Raw genomic sequence first — 19,229 nt, 5'->3', positions numbered from 1 at the left:
ATAAATGTCTTAAAAAGTATCATCAGCTTTGTCAATGTCTTAACTTAATGACATTGGCTATTAACCCTACTTCTTATCTATATATCTACATAAATTACTATTTTTATTTATTTTTTGCCATTGCTTCTTTCCGCATCTTATTTTCACTAATTGCGGTATAAATAAGGAATAAAATGGCTAAACCAGAGGCAATATATAAGACAGCATTACTTGCGAACCAACCAAATTTATTAACCAAAACACCAATTAAAGCTGTGGCAAGGGTCTCCCCAAATATATATTGAAAGAAGCCCATAAATCCAGTTGAAGCACCTACCGCAAACTTAGGTACAACCTCGTTAATCATTAATCCTACAAGAGTAAGTGGTGCATAGATTAAATTGCCCATAATAATTAATGCAGCAATGATTAGAGTATGGTTATCAGTAAAGAAATAAACGGTCAAACAAATCAATACACCAATTACACAAGCAATAGATACCAAAGCTCTGTGACCCTTTAAGGCATCAGAAATGGCTCCAATGATAATGACACCAGGTACTGAAGCTAATTCAAAAATTCCAATTACCCACTTAGCAAAAGCAGGATCAAAGCCTTTATTTTGAACTAAGTATGACGGAATCCAACTTTGGATACCATAACGAACCAAGTACAAAGACATCGATGTTAGGGTAACTGCCCAAACTAACTTATTTTTTAAAATATATTTAATAAAAATTTGACTAATGCTTAAATTAGTTGAATCTGACGTTGATGTTTTCCCATTTCCCAGAATAACTTTATCGCCAGTGTAAGTGGAAATGTCGGGCAGGCCAACTACTTTCGGTCGATCAGCACCTAAAACTAGAATCAAAATACAAATAACAAAGGAAACAACTGACGCTGTGTAAAAGACAGCCGAAATAGAGCCAGCGAACAAGAAAGTTGCAAGTTGAACAACCGCAACACAAATGAAAGAACCAGCATTATGGGCAGATGACCAAATTGAATACATGGTTCCACGCATTCTTGGGCCCCACCATAATTGGATCATCCTTTGACAAGCAGCAGCACCCATTCCTTGAGTAACAGCAATCAAAAACATTAGAAACATCATTAAGTAAAGGTTACGGGTTGAACCTAAGAAAATATTTAAGATAGCGGATAAAAGTAATCCCAGCATTAGATAACGGTTGGAATCACATTTATCGGCTAAGGCACCCATAAATAATTTGGCAATACCATAGCCAATACCGAAACACGAGAGAATTAAACCAATATCAGCCGTAGTAAAATGATAATCCTTCATTATATCGTTTTGCTCAGTCGTAAAAACTAAACGAATAATGTAGTAACCAATATAACCAATACAAGTAGCAAGCAAAACACCTAGTTGGTGCCATTTATACGTACTTGCAATTTTATCTTTAGGAACTAATTTTTTAGAATCAGGCTGTTCTAAAATCCATTTAAACATATTGCCCCCCCTCTCTTCTCAACCCCATAATAGCATTTTCAAGGGAAAGCACTTACCGATATTTTAGGAATTTACGTATTTGTCAGCATTTGCTAATTGCATCCACTTATATAACTTATTTAACAGATATGATCTTTACCTTGTAATTACCGGCAGGAGCAGATACTTCGACGGTCGTCCCTGCTTTTTGTTTCATAATTGCCTGCCCTAAAGGTGAATCAAATGCAATCTTACCATGTGCCAAATCAGCTTCCATTCGACCAACTACCGTATATTTTTCAGTTTCTTCGTCGTCAGCAAATTTAAGTACTACCTTTTTACCTAAATTAACTTTTCCATCATCTTTAGCCCTAATAATTTGAGCATACTTTAATTGTTTACCTAAATAACGTAAACGACTTTGCAGGTGACCCAATTCACGTTTAGCCGTTGTATACTCAGTGTTTTCTGACAAATCACCCATAGATCGTGCTTCTTGTAAAATTTTAATTCTATGGGGACGATCCTTTTTTAACTTAGCAATTTCATCTTCAATTTTTTTATAACCTTCTGGGGTCATTTTTTGAAAGTAAACCATCTTAAATTTACACCTTTCACTTCTAAATAAACTATACGCTGCAGTTATCCACAAGCTATAAATGCTATTATAGCAGTAATTAACTGCATTTTTTAGCACTATACACTTTTGAGTGCTAAATGGTTTATTTTCCTTATAAAGGTACTATAATAATAAGTGTAAGGAATAAGAGATACAAACAATATTCCTTATAAATTAAATAAAATAAAATTTTGAAGGGAAGCTTTAAATTATGGCAAACGATATGATGAACCGTAATAACAATGATATTTTTGATGCAATGAATGATTGGCTTGATTTTCCAAGAAATTTCTTCGATAACAGGGAGATGTCAAGGATGATGCAATCCGATGTTGCAGAAAATGACAAGGAATACACCGTTAAAGTTGATATGCCAGGGATGGACAAGAGCAAGATCAATATAAACTACAATGATGGTGTTCTTAGCATATCAGGCTCAAGAAAATCCTTCAAGGATAACAGCAAGAAAGACAATAGCATTATCCACAAAGAAAGAATGGAAGGTCACATTTCTCGGAGCTTTAGATTACCAAATGTGGTTGCAAGTAACATCCATGCAAAGTATGATAATGGTGTATTGACTATCACCTTACCAAAACAAAGTGCAGGTAATGGCGACAATTCAATTCAAATTGATTAACTTATTATACAAATCGCAAGAAGTTCAAAGATAAGTTGCCAATACAAATAATTCTCTAAGACGAGTTCAGTAATTGAACTCGTTTTTCTTTTGGAATAAAATAGTAAGTAATTTAAAAAAAGATTAAAAAAGGAGAATTTTAAAAATGGCTCATAAATTAACTGTGCAGGAACTGGAAAAGTTCTCTGCCAATTTTAACTCTAACCCACAAAATAAAGTCGTTGCTCGTGCCGCCCAACATAACGGTGTCCTTGAAGCTTCCTATAATGACCGGGTTGAAAGTAATTTAAACCGGGTATTTTCAACGGAATTAAAGACCGATAATGTTACTAACCAAGAACATTCTGGCCGTTGTTGGGAATTTGCAACTTTAAACATTTTACGGCATATTTTTGGTAAAAAATATAAGGCAAAAAAATTCACTTTCTCACAATCTTATAATTTTTTCTGGGATAAAATTGAACGTGCTAATATTTTCTATGACAATATCTTAGCTACTGCTGATCAACCAATTGATTCACGTACTGTTAAAGCATATTTAGATGACGCAGGTGGTGATGGTGGTCAATTCCAAATGGCTGCTGCTTTAGTTGCTAAATATGGTGTTATCCCTTCATATGCAATGCCGGAAAGCTTTAATGCAAATAACACTACCGGTTTTGCAACTGCATTGGGCGACAAAATGAAAAAAGATGCACTTGTTTTACGAAAATTAAAACAAGATGGCAAAGATGACGAAATCGAAAAGACCCGGGAAAAGTTTTTAAACGAGGTTTACCGTATGACAGCTATTGCCGTTGGTGAACCACCTAAGAAGTTCGACCTTGAATACCGCGATGATGACAAGAAATATCATCTCGATAAAGATTTAACCCCACTGGAATTCTTACACAAATATTTAGGTGACGTTGACTTTGATGATTACGTTGTCTTAACAAATGCACCTGACCATGAATACAATAAGTTATATGGTCTGCCATTTGAAGATAATGTTGAAGGTTCATACAAGATTAAGCTTTTAAACGTTCCGATGGAATATTTATCTTCTGCAACTGTTAGCCAACTAAAAGATGGTGAAGCTGTTTGGTTTGGTAATGATGTTTTACGGCAAATGAACCGCAAAACCGGTTATTTAGATACTAATCTATATAAGCTAAATGATTTATTTGGTGTTAACCTCGATATGTCTAAAGCTGACAGATTAAGAACTGGGGGCGGCGAAGTTTCACACGCCATGACTTTTGTAGGTGTTGATGAAGATAAAGGTAATATTCGTCAATGGAAAGTAGAGAATTCTTGGGGCAATAAGATTGGCTCAAAGGGCTTCTTTGTTATGAACAACGACTGGTTCAATGACTATGTTTACGAAGTTGTTGTCCATAAGAAGTACTTAACCGATGAACAAAAAAAGATCGCCGAAGGTCCTGTTACTAACCTACCGGCTTGGGATTCATTGGCTTAATTAAGTTATTAAACTACGCAAAAAGAAGGAAGATCAAAATGATCTTCCTTCTTTTTGTTTAATACTTACAAGTATTAAAAATTATCCAAATTTACTTGTAATTAGGTGCTGACTTAGTCATTTGAACATCATGTGGATGTGATTCACGCAAGCCCGCATTAGTAATCCGGACAAATTGCGCCTTTTCAATTAAGTCTGGAATAGTAGCTGCACCAACATAACCCATACCAGAACGAAGACCACCATCGATTTGAAAGACAATATCTGAAACATCGCCCTTATAGTCGACCCTGGCTTCAACACCTTCTGGAACTAACTTATTAGCCTCATTGACACCACCTTGGAAGTAGCGGTCTGAGGAGCCGTGAGCTTGTGCCATGGCACCAACTGATCCCATTCCACGATATGTCTTATACTTCTTACCATTATCTTCAAAGACCTCGCCAGGAGCTTCTGTAGTACCTGAAAGCATACTACCGAGCATAACGGCATTACCACCAGCAGCGATTGCTTTAACTACGTCACCAGAATATTTAATGCCACCATCAGCAATAATTGGCTTGTGGTACTCACGAGCTGCTGTTGCTGCGTCATAAATAGCGGTTATCTGCGGAACACCAACACCAGCAACAACTCTAGTGGTACGAATTGAACCGGGGCCAATCCCAACTTTAACTACGTCAACACCGGCATCAAAGAGTGCTCGTGTAGCATCCCCGGTAGCAACGTTGCCTGCAATCAAAGTTACTTTTGGAAAATGTTTACGAATTTCCTTGATTTTACGAATAACACCGGCAGAGTGACCGTGCGCAGTATCAATTACGATTGCATCTGCACCCTTTTCAAGCAATGCCTCTGCTCGTTCAAAAGTATCACTAGTGACACCAACAGCCGCAGCAACCAACAATCTATTCTTGGCATCAACTGCAGCTTTAGTAGCATTAGGTGGAACAACTACACTCTTAACATTGGCAACTTCTCCAGCTTGAGCGGTAATAGACATATTCTTATGAATGACACCCAGACCACCTTGAAGAGCCATTGCAATTGCCATTGCACCTTCGGTAACAGTGTCCATTCCGGCACTAATCAAGGGAATATTTAACTTTATATTATTGGCTAACTTTGTACTTAAATTTACTTCGTTTGGCAAAACATGACTTTCTGCTGGAATTAGCAAAACATCATCGAAAGTCAAACCTTTTTTAGCAAACTTCGTATCCCAATTTGACATTGAACAGACTCTCTTTCTACTTAGTTTAATTAACTTAAATTAATCTAACCTTACTAGCCATTGAAAACTTGGTCAAGCGAAAATTTTTAAACATTCCACTCATCCATAAATTCATCAACAAAGTAGCGCATATAATCTGTCCTTCTGTGAGCCTCAACTTTGCCGCTTTCCGTGTTCATTAATTTTTCTAAAGTAAAAAGCTTTTCATGAAAATGGTTAATCGTTGTTTCTGTATGCTTCCGATATTGATCATGATTTACTAATTTTTGTGCTTTTATCTTCGGATCATAAATTTCATTACCATGTTTACCGCCATAAGTAAAAGCACGGGCAATTCCAATGGCACCTAAGCTCTCAATTCTGTCAGCGTCCTGAACATATTGTCCGGTCAGGGGCAATTCATAATGATGTTCAATATTTTGCGAAAAAGACATGTGTTGAATTGTAAATAAAATATCTTTTACTTCCAATTCTTCAAAACCAACCTCAGGTAATAGTTTTTTAATCTTGGCGACAACAGCTGCTGGATCTGCACAGACCTTTTCATCAATTGTGTCGTGTAAGTATCCACCTGTTTTAATAATGGCCACCACACGGCTATTTTCATGTGCATCTGGATGATCTTTTAAATACATCTTGCTAGCTAAATGAGCCACACGCTGACCATGATAAAAATCATGCCCGGTCTTTTCACCCTCTAATTGCTTTTGAACAAAATCAACAATTCTTGTAAGATCCATAATCTACCCTTTCTCATTTTTTTATTCTATTAGTGCATTAAGAATACCACGAGAAAGTGCATTCCTAGCTCACAAAATGCTTCTATTATTTATTCTGCTTGCCATAAACATCAAGCAAAGCATGAAATTCCTGTGCGTCCTTAACCGTAAAAGCAAAGTTTTTCATTATATTTTTTCGCAAGGAAGCATAGGTAAATTTTTGCTTAAAATATTTAGAGAAAAATTTGCGGGTATAATTATCAGCAACAAAAACTGGTCGGTTAAATAAGTAAAGCAGCATTACGTCAGCAGTTTCTTCACCCACACCCTTAATTGCAAGTAATTTTTCCCTTAGTGTGTCTGTATCCAGCTTCTTTAATTCAGAAAAAGAAGTTTGGTACATGCCAAGCACATTACGCACCGTTTTGGCTTTATTGTGATAATAACCGCTCGGCATAACTAGTTTTTCCAATTCTTTATCCGAGAGATTCAATATCTTATCTAACTGAAAGTTGGTAGCAGTTGAAATATTTTTTAATGCCTTCGCAGCATTATTCCAGTTAGTATTTTGCACCAATACCATGCCCAGTAACATCTCAACGTCACTATCTGCAGGCCACCAATGTTGCGGGCCAAGTTTTTTATATAATTGATTGTAAATATTCCTGATTTGTTTATTGCTAAACATATTATCACCAAGCCACTTCCCAGATTTGAACTGGGGGCCTCCTCCTTACCACGGCGGTGCTCTACCTCCTGAGCTAAAGTGGCAATCTTATTGTATCAAAAATCCACTAAGAATTTACTTCCTAGTGGATTTCTTCATTCTTAAAATTTAATTACTTAATTTTTACTAAAGTGTACTTTCTCTTACCTTTACGGATAATAACGTATTTACCATCAAAAGCACTAGACGGATCAACATCATAATCAATTGACTTCTCACGATCACCATTAACATAAATGGCACCGTTCTTTACATCTTCACGTGCTTGCCGCTTAGAAGGTTCAATCTTTGTACCAACCAAGAAATCAACAATATTTTGTTTAGAGTCGGCAGCTTCTGCAGCTGGGGCACTCTTCAAACCTTGCTCAATTTGTTTAACCGATAGGTTCTTAATATTACCAGAAAACAGGGCATCGGTAATCATTTGTGCTTCTTTCAAGCCACTTTCACCATGAACAAACTTGGTAACCTCTTCAGCCAGCTTTTTTTGAGCTTCACGCTTCCAAGGTTCCTTCTTGGTCTTTTCAGCCAAATCATCGATTTCTTCATGGCTTAAGAAAGTAAAGTACTTCAAATACTTAACAACATCGCGGTCATCTTGGTTAATCCAAAATTGATAAAATTCGTAAGGACTAGTCTTTTTCGGATCAAGCCAAATAGCATTACCAGCAGACTTGCCAAATTTAGTGCCATCGGCCTTAACCATCAAAGGAATGGTCAAACCAAAAGCTAGTCTATCAGGGCCCTCCAACTTGTGGATCAAATCAATCCCAGCAGTGATATTTCCCCATTGGTCACCACCACCAATTTGTAATTGAACACCGTTATATTTATTTAAATGATAGAAGTCAACTGCTTGCAAGATTTGGTAGGAAAATTCAGTGAAAGAAATACCATTCTTAAGTCGGCTGGCAACAACATCTTTATCCAACATGTTATTTACTTGGAATAACTTACCGTAATCACGTAAGAAATCAAGCAGGTTCATCTTGCCTAACCAATCCATGTTATTAACGATTTCAAAGTTTTTAGTCCCAAACAAATTCTTCATTTGTTTAGTTATAGCTTTTTTATTTTTATCAATCGTTGCAGCACTTTGAAGAACACGTTCAGAATTACGACCAGATGGGTCCCCAATCGAACCAGTTGCTTCCCCAATCAAAATAACTGGGTGATAACCTGCCATTTGAAACCTCTTTAAAATCATAAACGGAATAAGGTGACCAACGTGTAACGAATCCCCTGTTGGATCAGTTCCACAATACAAAGCCAAATTATCATGGGTTTGTAAATACTTACGTAAGCCTTTTTCATCTGTTTGCTGATTTATGGCTCCACGCCACTTCAAATCTTCTAAAATATCAAATTTTGCCATCGTTTTTCCTCCAACAAAAAACGCCCCTAGATTTCAAAGAATCCAGGGACGACTAAATATTTTTATTAGCCGTGGTACCACCCACGTTTGCACTTATTAAAGTGCCTTATTTCAGTCTTTACGGGAACTACCCCATAGTAATTCACAATTTCGATCTGCCTAGCTTACACTAACCGCTAGTTCTCTGAACGCTGAATCGAAACGCTACCTAATCTTGTTATAATTGATCTTACTAATTTTTCTTTAACCAGTCAACCAAAGAATTACTTGTAAAAACCTTTTGCCTTCAAGCCATAAGCCTTACCAGCAGTCATATCATATTGAATCATTTCGTAGTCATTAATAAGAGCCTTTTGCTTCTTAGTTAAAGTCTTATATTCAACTGGATGACCGTGTTCATTAATCAATTCATAACCCTTATCACCATTAAAGTTGATCGTGATTGCAGGAAGTTCTTTATGAATTTCAGTAAGCAAAGCTTGGTAAGGGGTTACCTTAGAATTAGTTTGTTGCAACATCATGGCAATGAAGTCACTGGTGTTGACATAATTATTAGTTCTTGTAGGTAACTTCGTCTTAGCACCGTGTTCACGAGCATACCTGTTAGAGTAAATGAAGTAACGAGTAGAGTGCATTTGAACCGGATATTGAGCGGTAAAACTTTGTGACAGAACACTTGGATAGTGGTCACCATAGAAGACCAAAGTAATTGGCTTATGGATCTTATCAATTTGGCCAATAAACTTTTTTACAGCCTTATCAGTATATTGTGTACCTTTGATATAGGTAGCCATCTGTGAACGAACAGCAGCTGTGTTGAAGAGGTCTCCAGAAACTCTGCCCATGTATTCATTTCTTGGATACCAGTTGTTATAAGGCATGTGGTTCTGAATTGAAATCAAATTGATAAATTGACCACCCTTACGTTCATTGATCTGCTTGATACCATTATCGTAAGTTGTGTAATCAGAATTATAAGTACTCTTACCTAACTTCTTTTGGTCAATAATCTTGTACTTGGAACCCAAGTAAGCAAATTTATTAAACTTAAATCTATGATAATCTTCAATTCTTGAGTAATAAGTACCAATGAATGGGTGAACAGCTGAACTATAACCAAAGTTCATTCCAATAGTTGGGTAGAATGAATAGTTAGGTACAACTTGAACATATGGCGTCAACGTTGACTTAAACATTCCCATGTTAAGTCCTGTCAAAGTCTCCCATTCCATGTTGGCAGTACCACCACCGTAACCTGCACTAAGCATATTACCGTAAGTAGAGCGGCCCTTCATTGATTGAATAAATTTAACTGGATTTGGAGCAGATTTATCAATCTTTACCGTTGGGAAGGTATACGGATCAACAAAACTTTCACTCAAGTTAAAGATGACCGTTTGTTTCTTAACGTTGTTCTTTCTACCCTTATTGATATCAGCAGCGACCTTCTTATACTTCTCATCCAAATGATTAATGGCTGAAGGAGAATAATTTGCAGGTTTATTCATAACTTGCAAGTCAATGTAGTTCAAAAAGTTCAGAACTGGACCATTAACTTGAATATCCCGTTCAGGGTTCCTAAAGGATTGCTTATTATCAAAATCATGATTAATGTGATAAATCATACCACCATCATGGTTAAACCGCATTGGGGTTAAGAATAAAAGCAAACTGAGAAGTGCCCAGATACCACGTTTCTTCCATGATCCCTTCTTCTTAATTGGAAACTTAACTTCAAGAAAGATATCAAGTGCAATTACAACGATTAATGCAACTGCAATAACGATCAGCATAGTCTTGCCAATCATTGGAACCAATGTCTTCCAGTTAACTACTTCATTAATTTCAGTTGGGTAAATTGGTTCACCACGAAGATTTAACTTGATCTTGTTGGCAATAGCCCAACCAATTGTAATGACGCTGACTAAAATATTAGAAGTCCAGTAGCGAGTAGTAATAAAGTAAAGAATTGTAAATAAGGCATCAAGGAAAATTGTTGTCAAAACAATAGCGAAGAATTTAGTTCCAAGTAAATAAACAGCGGCATTAATATCAGTCGCAGTATTTATTTGGATTCGCATCTTGTCTGATTCAATCAAGAATGAAGCAAAACTTAAAACATAGAACCAGGCCCAAGTAAGAATATTGACCCGATTATTAATAACCCATCTTGAGAATTTACTCCAAACTGTTTGAAGCAGTTCTGGCAAACTATCATGCTGATTTAGATAATCAACGGCACGTGCAAATGGTTTAAATTTAAACAGGTAGCGATCATACAGCCAACCAACTAAACAAGATACGAGTAACATGACAAATATCATGATGATCTTATTAACAGCAGATGAATTGGTAATCCTAAAACCATTCATGAACATTGATGAAATTGGAGCGTCCATGAATACAACTACCGGGATAATATAACGCATTTGCCGTGCACTAAAGGTAACAATCACTTTTCTAAAAATGAGAAAAGCTGCAAGTACCATTAGAAACATAAACGGTGATGTTGGGTTATTTAAGAATTGACTATTCCACTCACCAGCACCTTTATGCCCAAGTACTTGTGACCAGTAGACAGCATTGAAACCGGGGACACCGATTAATACAACGAAGAAAGAAATTATTCCTGCTAAAACAGAAAGCCAAAAGGCTTTTCTAGTAATGTGAATGTGGGAAAGAAACATTCCCCAAGCAAAGAATAAAATAAGGTATAAGCCATAAAAAGAATAGTAGAACTGCATAGTTCCTGCACTAAGGGCAAAGCCCATTAATGTCAAGAAACTAAGTACCAGCAAATTCTGCTTTTCAGATAGTTTATGTTGCAAATCATACAAATATGGTTGAACCAGCATACTAAAAATTAAGCCGGATAAAAGAACCGAGGTACTTGCAATGATTGGGAAGAACACTCCCCATAATCGCCACATAAGAAAATGAGTTGGGTCTTTAAAGAAGAAAGCCAAGTAGTAAACGATTAAGGTGATAATCGCCATAATCCAATACTTAAAGCTCTCGCTTGGATGTACCTTCTTCTTACTAAATACAGCACCAAAAACCATCGGCACTAACATCATAGTCGCATTGCGTGCCATCCCAGGCAGAAAGCGTAAGAATGAGTAATGCGTCCTATTGGCCGCTGCCTTTAGGCTATACATCTGTATCAGCATGAAGAGGGCTGCAGCAAGCAAACAAATAATCTGTACAACCTTTAATGTTTTTTTATTTTTTTTCATGTTTCTAGTCTATGTCCTTACAAAAAACAGATACTCCATTACCGCACTTTCATACCCAATTTTTCTTAATTGAATACAAAATATCAACCCTTTTACCATGGCCGGTAAAATAAGCAACGATATCATGCCTAAACTTAAAGGCCATAATTGCGGTAATGATTAGAAAAACAATTCCTGCCTCCCTTGTTTGAGTTACTTCATAAATACTAAACAAAAGAATAAACATTAATGACGGAATCGTCAAATTTTGCATTACTATTGTCAATAGTAGTGCAATGAGCAGGGTAATCAAGCCCACACGAAAGTCATAAATGATAGAAAGAAGTGCTGCAATAGCTACTCCTTTACCACCATCAAAGTGATTTAAGATGGGAAAACAATGTCCTAAGATTAAACCTAAACCGGCGTAAACTAAATTGATCTTATCGGGAAATAGCAAATGTACAATAAGCAAAGCAATTCCCGTTTTTAATAAATCACCCGCGCAGGTTATTATACCCCATTTTTTACCAAAAACAACACCAATGTTTGCTGTCCCAGGATTACCCGATCCATAGTGAGTCGGGTCTACATGTAAAGCAAAGCGTCCTACAAGCATTGCAGATAAAATATTACCAAACACATAACCAATTAGCGTAGCCCAAATACGCGCCATCAACTACCACCCTCTTCGGTATAATCATCATAGATTTTATAATTCTGAGTTTTAGAACTAGTGAAACTAAAACCACGCTGAATATTGCGTTCATTTTGGTAAGTTTCATTATTATTAATCGTTTCAGGATCGAGTCCCAGCTCTCCACGAACATAATCAGAGACACGCTGCAATTCTTTGGTAGATTGTACCTGATAAGAAGCATCATCAATTTCTGCAGTAGTACCGTGAAGATAATCATTCTTAACCGTCTTAGCACTTCCACGATAATTGACAGCAATCTGCTGTAAAGCATTAAAGGGTAAATTAGTACGAACATTACCTGAGATAGATGACAAAATTGAATCTAAGTTAGACAAGGTACTGACTGAAACAGCTTTTTTAATTAGAGTTGTGATTACCTGGCGCTGACGCTGTTGGCGTCCATAATCACCCTGAGGATCATCATAGCGCATACGGGAATAGGCTAAGGCTCCTGCTCCACCCATATGAGTTAATTTATCTTTCTTAAAGATGTAGCCTCCATACTCAAAGCTGAGCGTTGGCCGAATATTAATGCCACCAACATACCGGATCATCTTCATAATTCCACCCATGTTGACCAGGGCATAATACTTAATTGGAACGTTAATTAATTTAGAAACGCTCGCCATCGACATTCTGGCACCACCAAGTGAATAGGCAGCATTGATCTTTTCAACCCGAAATTGGTTAGAACCTACCATCTGAGCCATGGTATCACGTGGAATAGACATCAAAGTGTAACGTTTCTTCTCTGGGTTAACGACTGCCAAGATAATTGTATCCGTATTACCCATTTTCTCAGTTCGGTCTAATGCACCGGTATCAGTGCCCATAAGCAAAACAGCGAATTTTTTCTTACCATTAAATTCGCCATTTTTTACTTCCACTCGATTATTAGTGTCATAAGTATGATCAACTGCATTCTTAGTCTTAAAATAAACATATGTCGAATAGGCAGCTGCCGCCACTACAAGTATGGCTATAATGCTTATTATCCAGGCTAAAACACGACTCTTTTTCTTATAGTCTTTTGAATGTAATTCAACCCTAGTTTTACTAGGATGATTTTCATTATTCCTCATATTTTTAATTACCTGTATTGTTAATTAGCAATGAATTTATTATAGCAAAAAAAGCAAACCACTGCTGATTTGCTTTCGATATCTTATTAAAATCGTTATATTCTTTAGCTTAATGTCAAAGTCAATTTAAAATCTTGATCACTGCCACCTGCTAACTTTAAATCGTTCATTACGGCAGTTATCTGCTTATTCTTAACGGCCAAATTAAAGTTAGTTGATGCGAATTTTACCTCTTGCTTCTTATCTTTATTAAGATCAATTTCGTTAACCGCTTCTTTACTAGTCCAACCTTCTATAATTGGTAAAACAAATGCTAGCGAAAAAGGCATCTCTTTGTGTGAATTATTTTTTAAATAAAAATCTACGTTTATACGGTTACCTTCAAGAGCATAAGTCAGCACAACTTCAAAGTGATAAGAAAAGGCTTTATAACTTTCATCGTTATCAATTAGGGTAAGGCTGATACGAGAATCACCTTTATCAACAACGGTCCACGGTAAAAGTTTAGCCCAATTTTTCTCTTCATCCATTGAAGGAAAAGCAACCGTTATCTTCTCTTGTGTTTTACCATCTTTAAGATAATCACTACCGCTCTGAGATATTAAGTTCGTCATTTGTGCGCCATTCTCATCAATAGAGACGTGCAAAAGAGAGTTTTCAATTGTTTGCATAGTTCACCCCCAAACTTTCTTCCTTTAAAAAATAGCACTTAACTAGTGCGACTGTCAATTTTAGAAAGAGAGCTTTCATTCTACAACTCGACTAATGAAAGCGATTAATCTACGAGCAATATCACATTAAACATTTTTTACATTAATCAACCAAAAATAGGTAAAAATTTCTAGTTAATAAAAAACATCCCAAATGGGGATGTTTTTCCTATTTAAATTTGGTAATCGATACGATCACGAGACGCTTCAGTTAAATCGGCTGAAACAGAGGCGACAAAAGACCCATCATCCGCAGTCTTTATATCCTTGGGATTACTGCTCTTAGGCAGCTTCTCTTTATTATAAAGGCGACTTGCTAGTGTGTCGGCTGCCATCTTCATAGCATCTTTGAGGCCCTGACCTTCTGTAATGGCTCCTTTAACATCTGGAAAACTGATTACATAAACATCATTTTCTAGTGGTTTAAAAATTGCTGGATAGGTTACGATTTTATGGTTCAATTTACTACATCCCCCTCATAATGTGTTGACACTTCAGTATTAATGATAACCCCAAAAATAGGAAATGACTTAGCAAATGACTTATAATTATTTTTTGCCCAATAAAAAATTCCTAACCACTTGGTTAGGAATCCTTTATTTTAGTTAGATAAATTACTTGTCCAACTTTTCCTTGTTAACAACGTTCAACTTCTTGTCAAATGTATAAACAACTGGTTCACCGGTCTTCATTTCTAAGTTCATGATGTCAGCATCAGAAATGTTTTCAATGTACTTAGTCAATGCACGAAGTGAGTTACCGTGAGCGGCAATAACAACGTTCTTACCAGCAAGTAAGTCTGGAGCAATGTGATCTTCCCAGAATGGCATAACTCTTGCAAGGCATACCTTTAAGTTTTCTGTTCTCGGAATGATATGGGGATCAAGGTTTGCATAACGACGGTCATGAACTTGGCTGTACTTAGAATCATCATCAATTTTTGGTGGTAAAACATCGTATGAACGACGCCAAATATGAACTTGCTTCTTACCATACTTTTCAGCAGTCTTGGTCTTGTTTAAACCTTGAAGGCCACCGTAGTGACGTTCATTAAGTCTCCAGGTCTTCATTTCTGGAACCCAAAGTTGGTCACTTTCTTCAAGTACGTAGTGTAAAGTCTTGATAGCACGAGTTAATACTGAAGTATAAGCTTGGTCAAATTCAAGGCCATGTTCCTTAATTAACTTACCAGCATTCTTGGCTTCTTTAACACCTTCATCTGAAAGGTCAACGTCGATCCAACCAGTAAATCTATTGGCAAGATTCCATGCACTTTGACCGTGACGAATTAAAACTAATTTCGACATGAAATATCTCCTTTGAAAATTCAATTCTTCATTTATTATTTTACACATTTAAAAAATTTTTTCATAGAGGTAAACGAAAAAATAACATTTTTTAAGGTTTAGATTTACGATACAATAGAGTTTGCTATTAATAATAAGGAAAGAGATTTATTACTAATTATGAAATTTAAGAAATTAATTGTTGGAATTACCGTATTAGCAGCTTTGGTTGTAACGGGTTGTTCTAAGCAGCAAAAAAAAGCGCAACCTATTTTAACCAAAACTCAAGTAATTAATAAATCACAAAAAAGCTTTAAGAGCGGACAAGTAAAACAGTCGCTCACTTTGGGTACAGATACTTCCGCACAGGTAATCACGACTGATACTGGTTTTGGTGGTACCCCAACCGTCTTCCACATTAACTACCAAACCCAAAATAAGGGTAAGACTCAGAACGCTGAAGAATGGGTTAATATGAATAATCTGTATCTAAACGGGCAAAATACCTGGTACAGAACAAAGCTTGATGATTTCAGTGGTCACAGTTATGCAGATATGGTCGATGCAACGGTTAATAACAAGTTGATTTTCAATCCTTCTACCACCTTGACCAACGCTTATAAAATGAAGCGCAATAAAAACACTTATACCCTGACAGCTAATATTAGCAACCAGAGTTTAATGAAGAAAGCTGCTGACCCAATTTGGACTACAACCGGTCAAAGCCCACAGCAGGAAAAAGCCTTCCAGCGTATCCAAAAGTATGGTAAATATAAAAACATGACCGTTAAAATGGTTGTTAAAAACAAAAAGCTAACGAATTTCCAGTACTTTGTTAATATGAAGATAGGAAATTCAATGAAACTCCGCTTAGGTCAAGTTTATAGTAATTTCGGCAGCCATGACTTTTTAAGGGTACCTGAAACTGCACTGAATGCTAAACCACTTCCTAAGAACAACAAGAGTAAGAAATAAGTGAGGCTTAACAATGAAATTAGGAATTGTTGGCAGTGGAAAGATCGTCCACGATTTTTTAACAACTGCAAACAAAATTGATAATTTAGAGCTTGCTGCCATCTCTACCACTAAACGTAGTGAAGGCATAGCGCAAGATCTAGCTAAGAAATATGATATTAAGGAAGCTTACGCTGATAATGACCGTCTCTACCACGATTCAACCGTCGACACAGTTTACGTCGGCGTTCCCAACTTTCTGCATTATGATGTAGCTAAAAAAGCTCTTGAAGCTGGCAAAAACGTCATCTGTGAAAAGCCATTGGTTGAAACAATTGACCAGGCTAAAGAACTTAAAAAGATTGCAGATGAAAACGACCGGATCATAGTAGAAGCAATCACCAACATTCACTTGGAAAACTACAAGCAAATGAAAAAAGATCTTAGTGAAATTGCTCCTATCCACATCGTATCTTTAAACTTTACCCAATATTCAAGCCGTTACGATAACTTCTTGAAGGGTATTATTGAACCGGTCTTCGATCCTAAGAAAGATGGCGGTGCCTTGATGGATATTAACATTTATAACATCCACCTAGCAGTTGGTTTATTTGGAAAGCCAAAGAAGGTACAGTATTACCCAGTAATGCAAAAGGGTATCGATACTTCGGGCATTTTAAATATGATTTATCCAGGGATGCAGGCATCCCTGGTTGCAGCAAAAGATTCCTATGCTAACCAGCGTTCTTATATTGAAGGTGAAAAGGGAACTATTTACTTCGATGGTTCACCTGGTGTCTTATCTAACTTCAGCGTTGATCCAAAAGACGGCGAAGTAAAACACCATAAACTCAACAAGTATCCGCACAGGATGGCAAGTGAGTTCAATGACTTTGTTCAAATCATTGATCATCATGATACTAAAACAGCTAATAAGTTATTTGATCACAGCATGGCTGTGATGGACGTATTGGTTGCAGCTAAGAAATCATATATGTAAATTGTGAATCAGAATAAAATAAAACCGTTATCTTTAATCAGGTAGCGGTTTTTGCATGCAGAAAAATATACATAACTTTCAAAGTTCATTTGTTTGAAAAATTTCTTTTAAATAATTACCTACATTAGTAAAAGGATCATCATTAATCATGTCGTGATGAATCTTATATAATTTATCAGCATTGTCTTTGGCGAATTGAACATTATCAAATAAAAATGGACGTAATTTTCTAATATCTACACCCTTAAAATCTTTATAATCTTGATCAAAATACTTAGGACCAGAAAGTTTTTTAAATAGTTCATCACTACTATAACTACTAAAAACTGGTTCAAAATGCATTAAAATCCAAATTTCAAAACAAATAGATGAGAATAATATTGTTATATTATTTTCTCGTGCTAATTTTTTACATCTTAATAATTCTTTTTTATCATGTTTATCCCTATCAAAAACTACATAGATAGGATCATTAGCTTTTATTTGTTTATTTTTCTTTTTATCGTTTATCGCCTTATTAATTAATTCTTCACCAGAACGATCCAGTGATTTTATCTTTATACCGGATCTAGATGGATCTAAAACAGAAACACTAAAACTTCTATACTTTTGCTTTAACATTTTGAAATAGTTTGCTTAGGTTTCACCCTCACAAAAGAGATAAATACTTTTCTTAACAGAAACATGTTTACGCTTTGTTCGACTCATTTGTATCTCCATTTAATTTTTGATATGTAGATTTCAATACATCCATCAATCCATCAACATCAATAACTGGCATTGCACCATATCTGCCTTTTAAGTATCGCTTAGCAAGTGATAAATCTGATCTTCCTATATTTCTAGAATCATTGAAATCGAAAATTGATTTCAGATCACTGATACCTTTAAAATCCTTATCTAATAAATAAATTTGATCAGTTCTAAGATTATTATCTAATAACTGTAAATCATGGGTCGTTAATATAAATTGATTATTGTTTTCTGCTGAATTAAAAATAGTAATTAATGCACTAGCTAATTCATGATGTAGCGAATTATCAAATTCATCCATAATAATAGTTTTATTATTTTTATGTACTTGAGCCCAAATGATTAATAAAGCAATAAGACATACTTGTGCTGTTCCAGTAGATTCAGCCAATATTGGCATTTTCTGTTTTCCAACTACTTTTCCACTTGAATCATATACTTTATGTTCTGTGAACAACTGTAATGAGTTTACCGACATGGGTAAATTCATTTTATCGGCAAAATCTTTCATATCAGGATTAATTGTAAGCGGAACTTTTTCTACTTCTAAATCAATAATATTAAAATCAGCAAACTCTAAAAAAGATACTAATTCATTTTTCAAATCATTATTTTTAATTAATCCCAATAAATATTGTGGGATACCAATTGGCTCAGAAGTTACGTAAATAAGATCTTCTCTGAACCAACGATAAACATTAGCAGAATTTTGGTCATTATTTTGTTGCGCAAGAAATAAAAAAAGAGCATTTTTTCTTAATTTCGAAGAAAGTCCTTCTAAAGATTTAGGTAATTTAACAAACCTTTGCAATTTTCTTTCAAAATAAATTTTTTCTTTATCTCCTGAAAGTAAAGATAATTTCTCATAAGTTATCTCATCAGCATTATATTTAAAAGAATAATTATAAATTTTATTAGCAACTTGAATTATTATACTGAATCCAGTATCTCCTTTTGTTTCATCGGGATCAAAAGCAAATGGATTATATGGAAGTTGATCTGTAACCGAAGCAGTTCCCCCGCGTTCTACGATTCTATCCATTGTACGAAGAGCATTTAATAATTCAGTTTTACCTGATCCATTAGGCCCAAGTATTAATAAATTCTTTAATAGAGAAACTGGGCCATCTTCAAAAGTATTTATACCCTTATACTTTCTAAGTCTTTCACCGGTTTCAGCTGATAAAATTGTCTCATTTTTAAAAGAGGCAAAGTTTTTAACTTTAAATTCAATTAACATTATTAAAGCCCCCCTTTTATTCATAATTTTAGCATATTTTGCCATTTAATCACAGAATTCTGTGATTAAATCTTATAA

At 35.6% G+C, this 19,229-nt stretch carries 18 protein-coding genes and 1 tRNA gene; 4 read left to right on the top strand and 15 right to left on the bottom strand.

Annotation, left to right across the window (positions count from 1 at the left end; genetic code table 11):
• Positions 1-103: 103 nt before the first annotated feature.
• Together FC77_RS03470 and greA are read right to left on the bottom strand one after the other, a co-directional pair.
• A complete protein-coding gene (locus FC77_RS03470) occupies positions 104-1,456 on the bottom strand; it encodes an MFS transporter (protein ID WP_056970142.1) in 1,353 nt (450 codons plus the stop codon).
• Positions 1,457-1,571: 115 nt separating this feature from the next.
• Complete coding sequence (gene greA, locus FC77_RS03465; protein WP_056970141.1) at positions 1,572-2,033, bottom strand: transcription elongation factor GreA; 462 nt, start codon at positions 2,031-2,033, stop codon at positions 1,572-1,574.
• A 232-nt stretch (positions 2,034-2,265) separates the two neighbouring features.
• On the opposite strand from greA, the gene FC77_RS03460 reads away from it, so the two are divergent.
• Together FC77_RS03460 and FC77_RS03455 are read left to right on the top strand one after the other, a co-directional pair.
• Positions 2,266-2,694, top strand: coding sequence for an Hsp20/alpha crystallin family protein (locus FC77_RS03460; protein WP_054681637.1), 429 nt, complete (start codon positions 2,266-2,268; stop codon positions 2,692-2,694).
• A 145-nt stretch (positions 2,695-2,839) separates the two neighbouring features.
• Positions 2,840-4,156 (top strand): C1 family peptidase, encoded by a 1,317-nt coding sequence (locus FC77_RS03455; protein ID WP_056970140.1) that lies wholly within the window; start codon positions 2,840-2,842, stop codon positions 4,154-4,156.
• A 91-nt stretch (positions 4,157-4,247) separates the two neighbouring features.
• Here the strand turns inward: FC77_RS03455 and guaB are convergent, their stop codons facing one another.
• The 11 genes from guaB to FC77_RS03400 form a co-directional block, all read right to left on the bottom strand.
• Positions 4,248-5,390, bottom strand: a complete 1,143-nt coding sequence (gene guaB / locus FC77_RS03450; protein WP_056970139.1) for an IMP dehydrogenase — start codon at positions 5,388-5,390, stop codon at positions 4,248-4,250.
• Positions 5,391-5,476: 86 nt separating this feature from the next.
• A complete protein-coding gene (locus tag FC77_RS03445; protein WP_056970138.1) occupies positions 5,477-6,130 on the bottom strand; it encodes an HD domain-containing protein in 654 nt (217 codons plus the stop codon).
• 85 nt (positions 6,131-6,215) lie between these two features.
• The gene (locus FC77_RS03440) at positions 6,216-6,797 is read right to left on the bottom strand and encodes an endonuclease III domain-containing protein (RefSeq protein WP_056970143.1); all 582 of its coding nucleotides are present in this window, start codon (positions 6,795-6,797) and stop codon (positions 6,216-6,218) included.
• A 10-nt stretch (positions 6,798-6,807) separates the two neighbouring features.
• A tRNA-Thr gene (locus tag FC77_RS03435) sits at positions 6,808-6,880 on the bottom strand.
• A gap of 68 nt (positions 6,881-6,948) precedes the next feature.
• Positions 6,949-8,211: a tyrosine--tRNA ligase gene (gene tyrS / locus FC77_RS03430; RefSeq protein ID WP_056970137.1), complete on the bottom strand. Its 1,263-nt coding sequence runs from the start codon at positions 8,209-8,211 to the stop codon at positions 6,949-6,951.
• A 263-nt stretch (positions 8,212-8,474) separates the two neighbouring features.
• Entirely contained in the window at positions 8,475-11,447 is a 2,973-nt protein-coding gene (locus tag FC77_RS03425; RefSeq protein ID WP_056970136.1) for an LTA synthase family protein, read from the bottom strand.
• 49 nt (positions 11,448-11,496) lie between these two features.
• Positions 11,497-12,102 (bottom strand): glycerol-3-phosphate acyltransferase, encoded by a 606-nt coding sequence (locus FC77_RS03420; RefSeq protein WP_056970135.1) that lies wholly within the window; start codon positions 12,100-12,102, stop codon positions 11,497-11,499.
• Positions 12,102-13,208, bottom strand: a complete 1,107-nt coding sequence (locus FC77_RS03415) for an LCP family glycopolymer transferase (RefSeq protein ID WP_056970134.1) — start codon at positions 13,206-13,208, stop codon at positions 12,102-12,104. Before FC77_RS03415 ends, FC77_RS03420 begins: the two co-directional genes overlap by 1 nt.
• A gap of 104 nt (positions 13,209-13,312) precedes the next feature.
• Complete coding sequence (locus FC77_RS03410) at positions 13,313-13,879, bottom strand: aldose epimerase family protein (protein WP_056970133.1); 567 nt, start codon at positions 13,877-13,879, stop codon at positions 13,313-13,315.
• A 212-nt stretch (positions 13,880-14,091) separates the two neighbouring features.
• A complete protein-coding gene (locus FC77_RS03405) occupies positions 14,092-14,379 on the bottom strand; it encodes a type II toxin-antitoxin system HicB family antitoxin (protein ID WP_054681641.1) in 288 nt (95 codons plus the stop codon).
• A gap of 153 nt (positions 14,380-14,532) precedes the next feature.
• Positions 14,533-15,225: a 2,3-diphosphoglycerate-dependent phosphoglycerate mutase gene (locus FC77_RS03400; protein ID WP_054681643.1), complete on the bottom strand. Its 693-nt coding sequence runs from the start codon at positions 15,223-15,225 to the stop codon at positions 14,533-14,535.
• A 159-nt stretch (positions 15,226-15,384) separates the two neighbouring features.
• On the opposite strand from FC77_RS03400, the gene FC77_RS03395 reads away from it, so the two are divergent.
• Positions 15,385-16,179, top strand: a complete 795-nt coding sequence (locus tag FC77_RS03395; protein ID WP_056970132.1) for a DUF6612 family protein — start codon at positions 15,385-15,387, stop codon at positions 16,177-16,179.
• Positions 16,180-16,192: 13 nt separating this feature from the next.
• On the top strand, positions 16,193-17,158 hold the full coding sequence (locus FC77_RS03390) for a Gfo/Idh/MocA family protein (RefSeq protein WP_056970131.1): 966 nt from the start codon (positions 16,193-16,195) through the stop codon (positions 17,156-17,158).
• 78 nt (positions 17,159-17,236) lie between these two features.
• Here FC77_RS03390 and FC77_RS03385 read toward each other — a convergent pair whose 3' ends face one another.
• Both FC77_RS03385 and FC77_RS03380 read right to left on the bottom strand, forming a co-directional pair.
• Complete coding sequence (locus tag FC77_RS03385) at positions 17,237-17,779, bottom strand: RloB family protein (RefSeq protein WP_169790074.1); 543 nt, start codon at positions 17,777-17,779, stop codon at positions 17,237-17,239.
• A 67-nt stretch (positions 17,780-17,846) separates the two neighbouring features.
• Entirely contained in the window at positions 17,847-19,151 is a 1,305-nt protein-coding gene (locus tag FC77_RS03380; protein ID WP_056970130.1) for an AAA family ATPase, read from the bottom strand.
• Positions 19,152-19,229 lie beyond the last annotated feature (78 nt).

This window comes from Lactobacillus acetotolerans DSM 20749 = JCM 3825 (assembly GCF_001436775.1).
Lineage (GTDB): Bacteria > Bacillota > Bacilli > Lactobacillales > Lactobacillaceae > Lactobacillus > Lactobacillus acetotolerans.
This window is presented reverse-complemented; position numbering and strand designations above follow the sequence as displayed.

Excerpts from the sequence above, each read along its gene's own strand:
- FC77_RS03470 (WP_056970142.1), bottom strand. The coding sequence starts at position 1,456 with ATGTTTAAATGGATTTTAGAACAGCCTGATTCTAAAAAATTAGTTCCT.
- greA (WP_056970141.1), bottom strand. The coding sequence starts at position 2,033 with ATGGTTTACTTTCAAAAAATGACCCCAGAAGGTTATAAAAAAATTGAA.
- FC77_RS03460 (WP_054681637.1), top strand. The coding sequence starts at position 2,266 with ATGGCAAACGATATGATGAACCGTAATAACAATGATATTTTTGATGCA.
- FC77_RS03455 (WP_056970140.1), top strand. The coding sequence starts at position 2,840 with ATGGCTCATAAATTAACTGTGCAGGAACTGGAAAAGTTCTCTGCCAAT.
- guaB (WP_056970139.1), bottom strand. The coding sequence starts at position 5,390 with ATGTCAAATTGGGATACGAAGTTTGCTAAAAAAGGTTTGACTTTCGAT.
- FC77_RS03445 (WP_056970138.1), bottom strand. The coding sequence starts at position 6,130 with ATGGATCTTACAAGAATTGTTGATTTTGTTCAAAAGCAATTAGAGGGT.
- FC77_RS03440 (WP_056970143.1), bottom strand. The coding sequence starts at position 6,797 with ATGTTTAGCAATAAACAAATCAGGAATATTTACAATCAATTATATAAA.
- tyrS (WP_056970137.1), bottom strand. The coding sequence starts at position 8,211 with ATGGCAAAATTTGATATTTTAGAAGATTTGAAGTGGCGTGGAGCCATA.
- FC77_RS03425 (WP_056970136.1), bottom strand. The coding sequence starts at position 11,447 with ATGAAAAAAAATAAAAAAACATTAAAGGTTGTACAGATTATTTGTTTG.
- FC77_RS03420 (WP_056970135.1), bottom strand. The coding sequence starts at position 12,102 with ATGGCGCGTATTTGGGCTACGCTAATTGGTTATGTGTTTGGTAATATT.
- FC77_RS03415 (WP_056970134.1), bottom strand. The coding sequence starts at position 13,208 with ATGAGGAATAATGAAAATCATCCTAGTAAAACTAGGGTTGAATTACAT.
- FC77_RS03410 (WP_056970133.1), bottom strand. The coding sequence starts at position 13,879 with ATGCAAACAATTGAAAACTCTCTTTTGCACGTCTCTATTGATGAGAAT.
- FC77_RS03400 (WP_054681643.1), bottom strand. The coding sequence starts at position 15,225 with ATGTCGAAATTAGTTTTAATTCGTCACGGTCAAAGTGCATGGAATCTT.
- FC77_RS03395 (WP_056970132.1), top strand. The coding sequence starts at position 15,385 with ATGAAATTTAAGAAATTAATTGTTGGAATTACCGTATTAGCAGCTTTG.
- FC77_RS03390 (WP_056970131.1), top strand. The coding sequence starts at position 16,193 with ATGAAATTAGGAATTGTTGGCAGTGGAAAGATCGTCCACGATTTTTTA.
- FC77_RS03385 (WP_169790074.1), bottom strand. The coding sequence starts at position 17,779 with ATGTTAAAGCAAAAGTATAGAAGTTTTAGTGTTTCTGTTTTAGATCCA.
- FC77_RS03380 (WP_056970130.1), bottom strand. The coding sequence starts at position 19,151 with ATGTTAATTGAATTTAAAGTTAAAAACTTTGCCTCTTTTAAAAATGAG.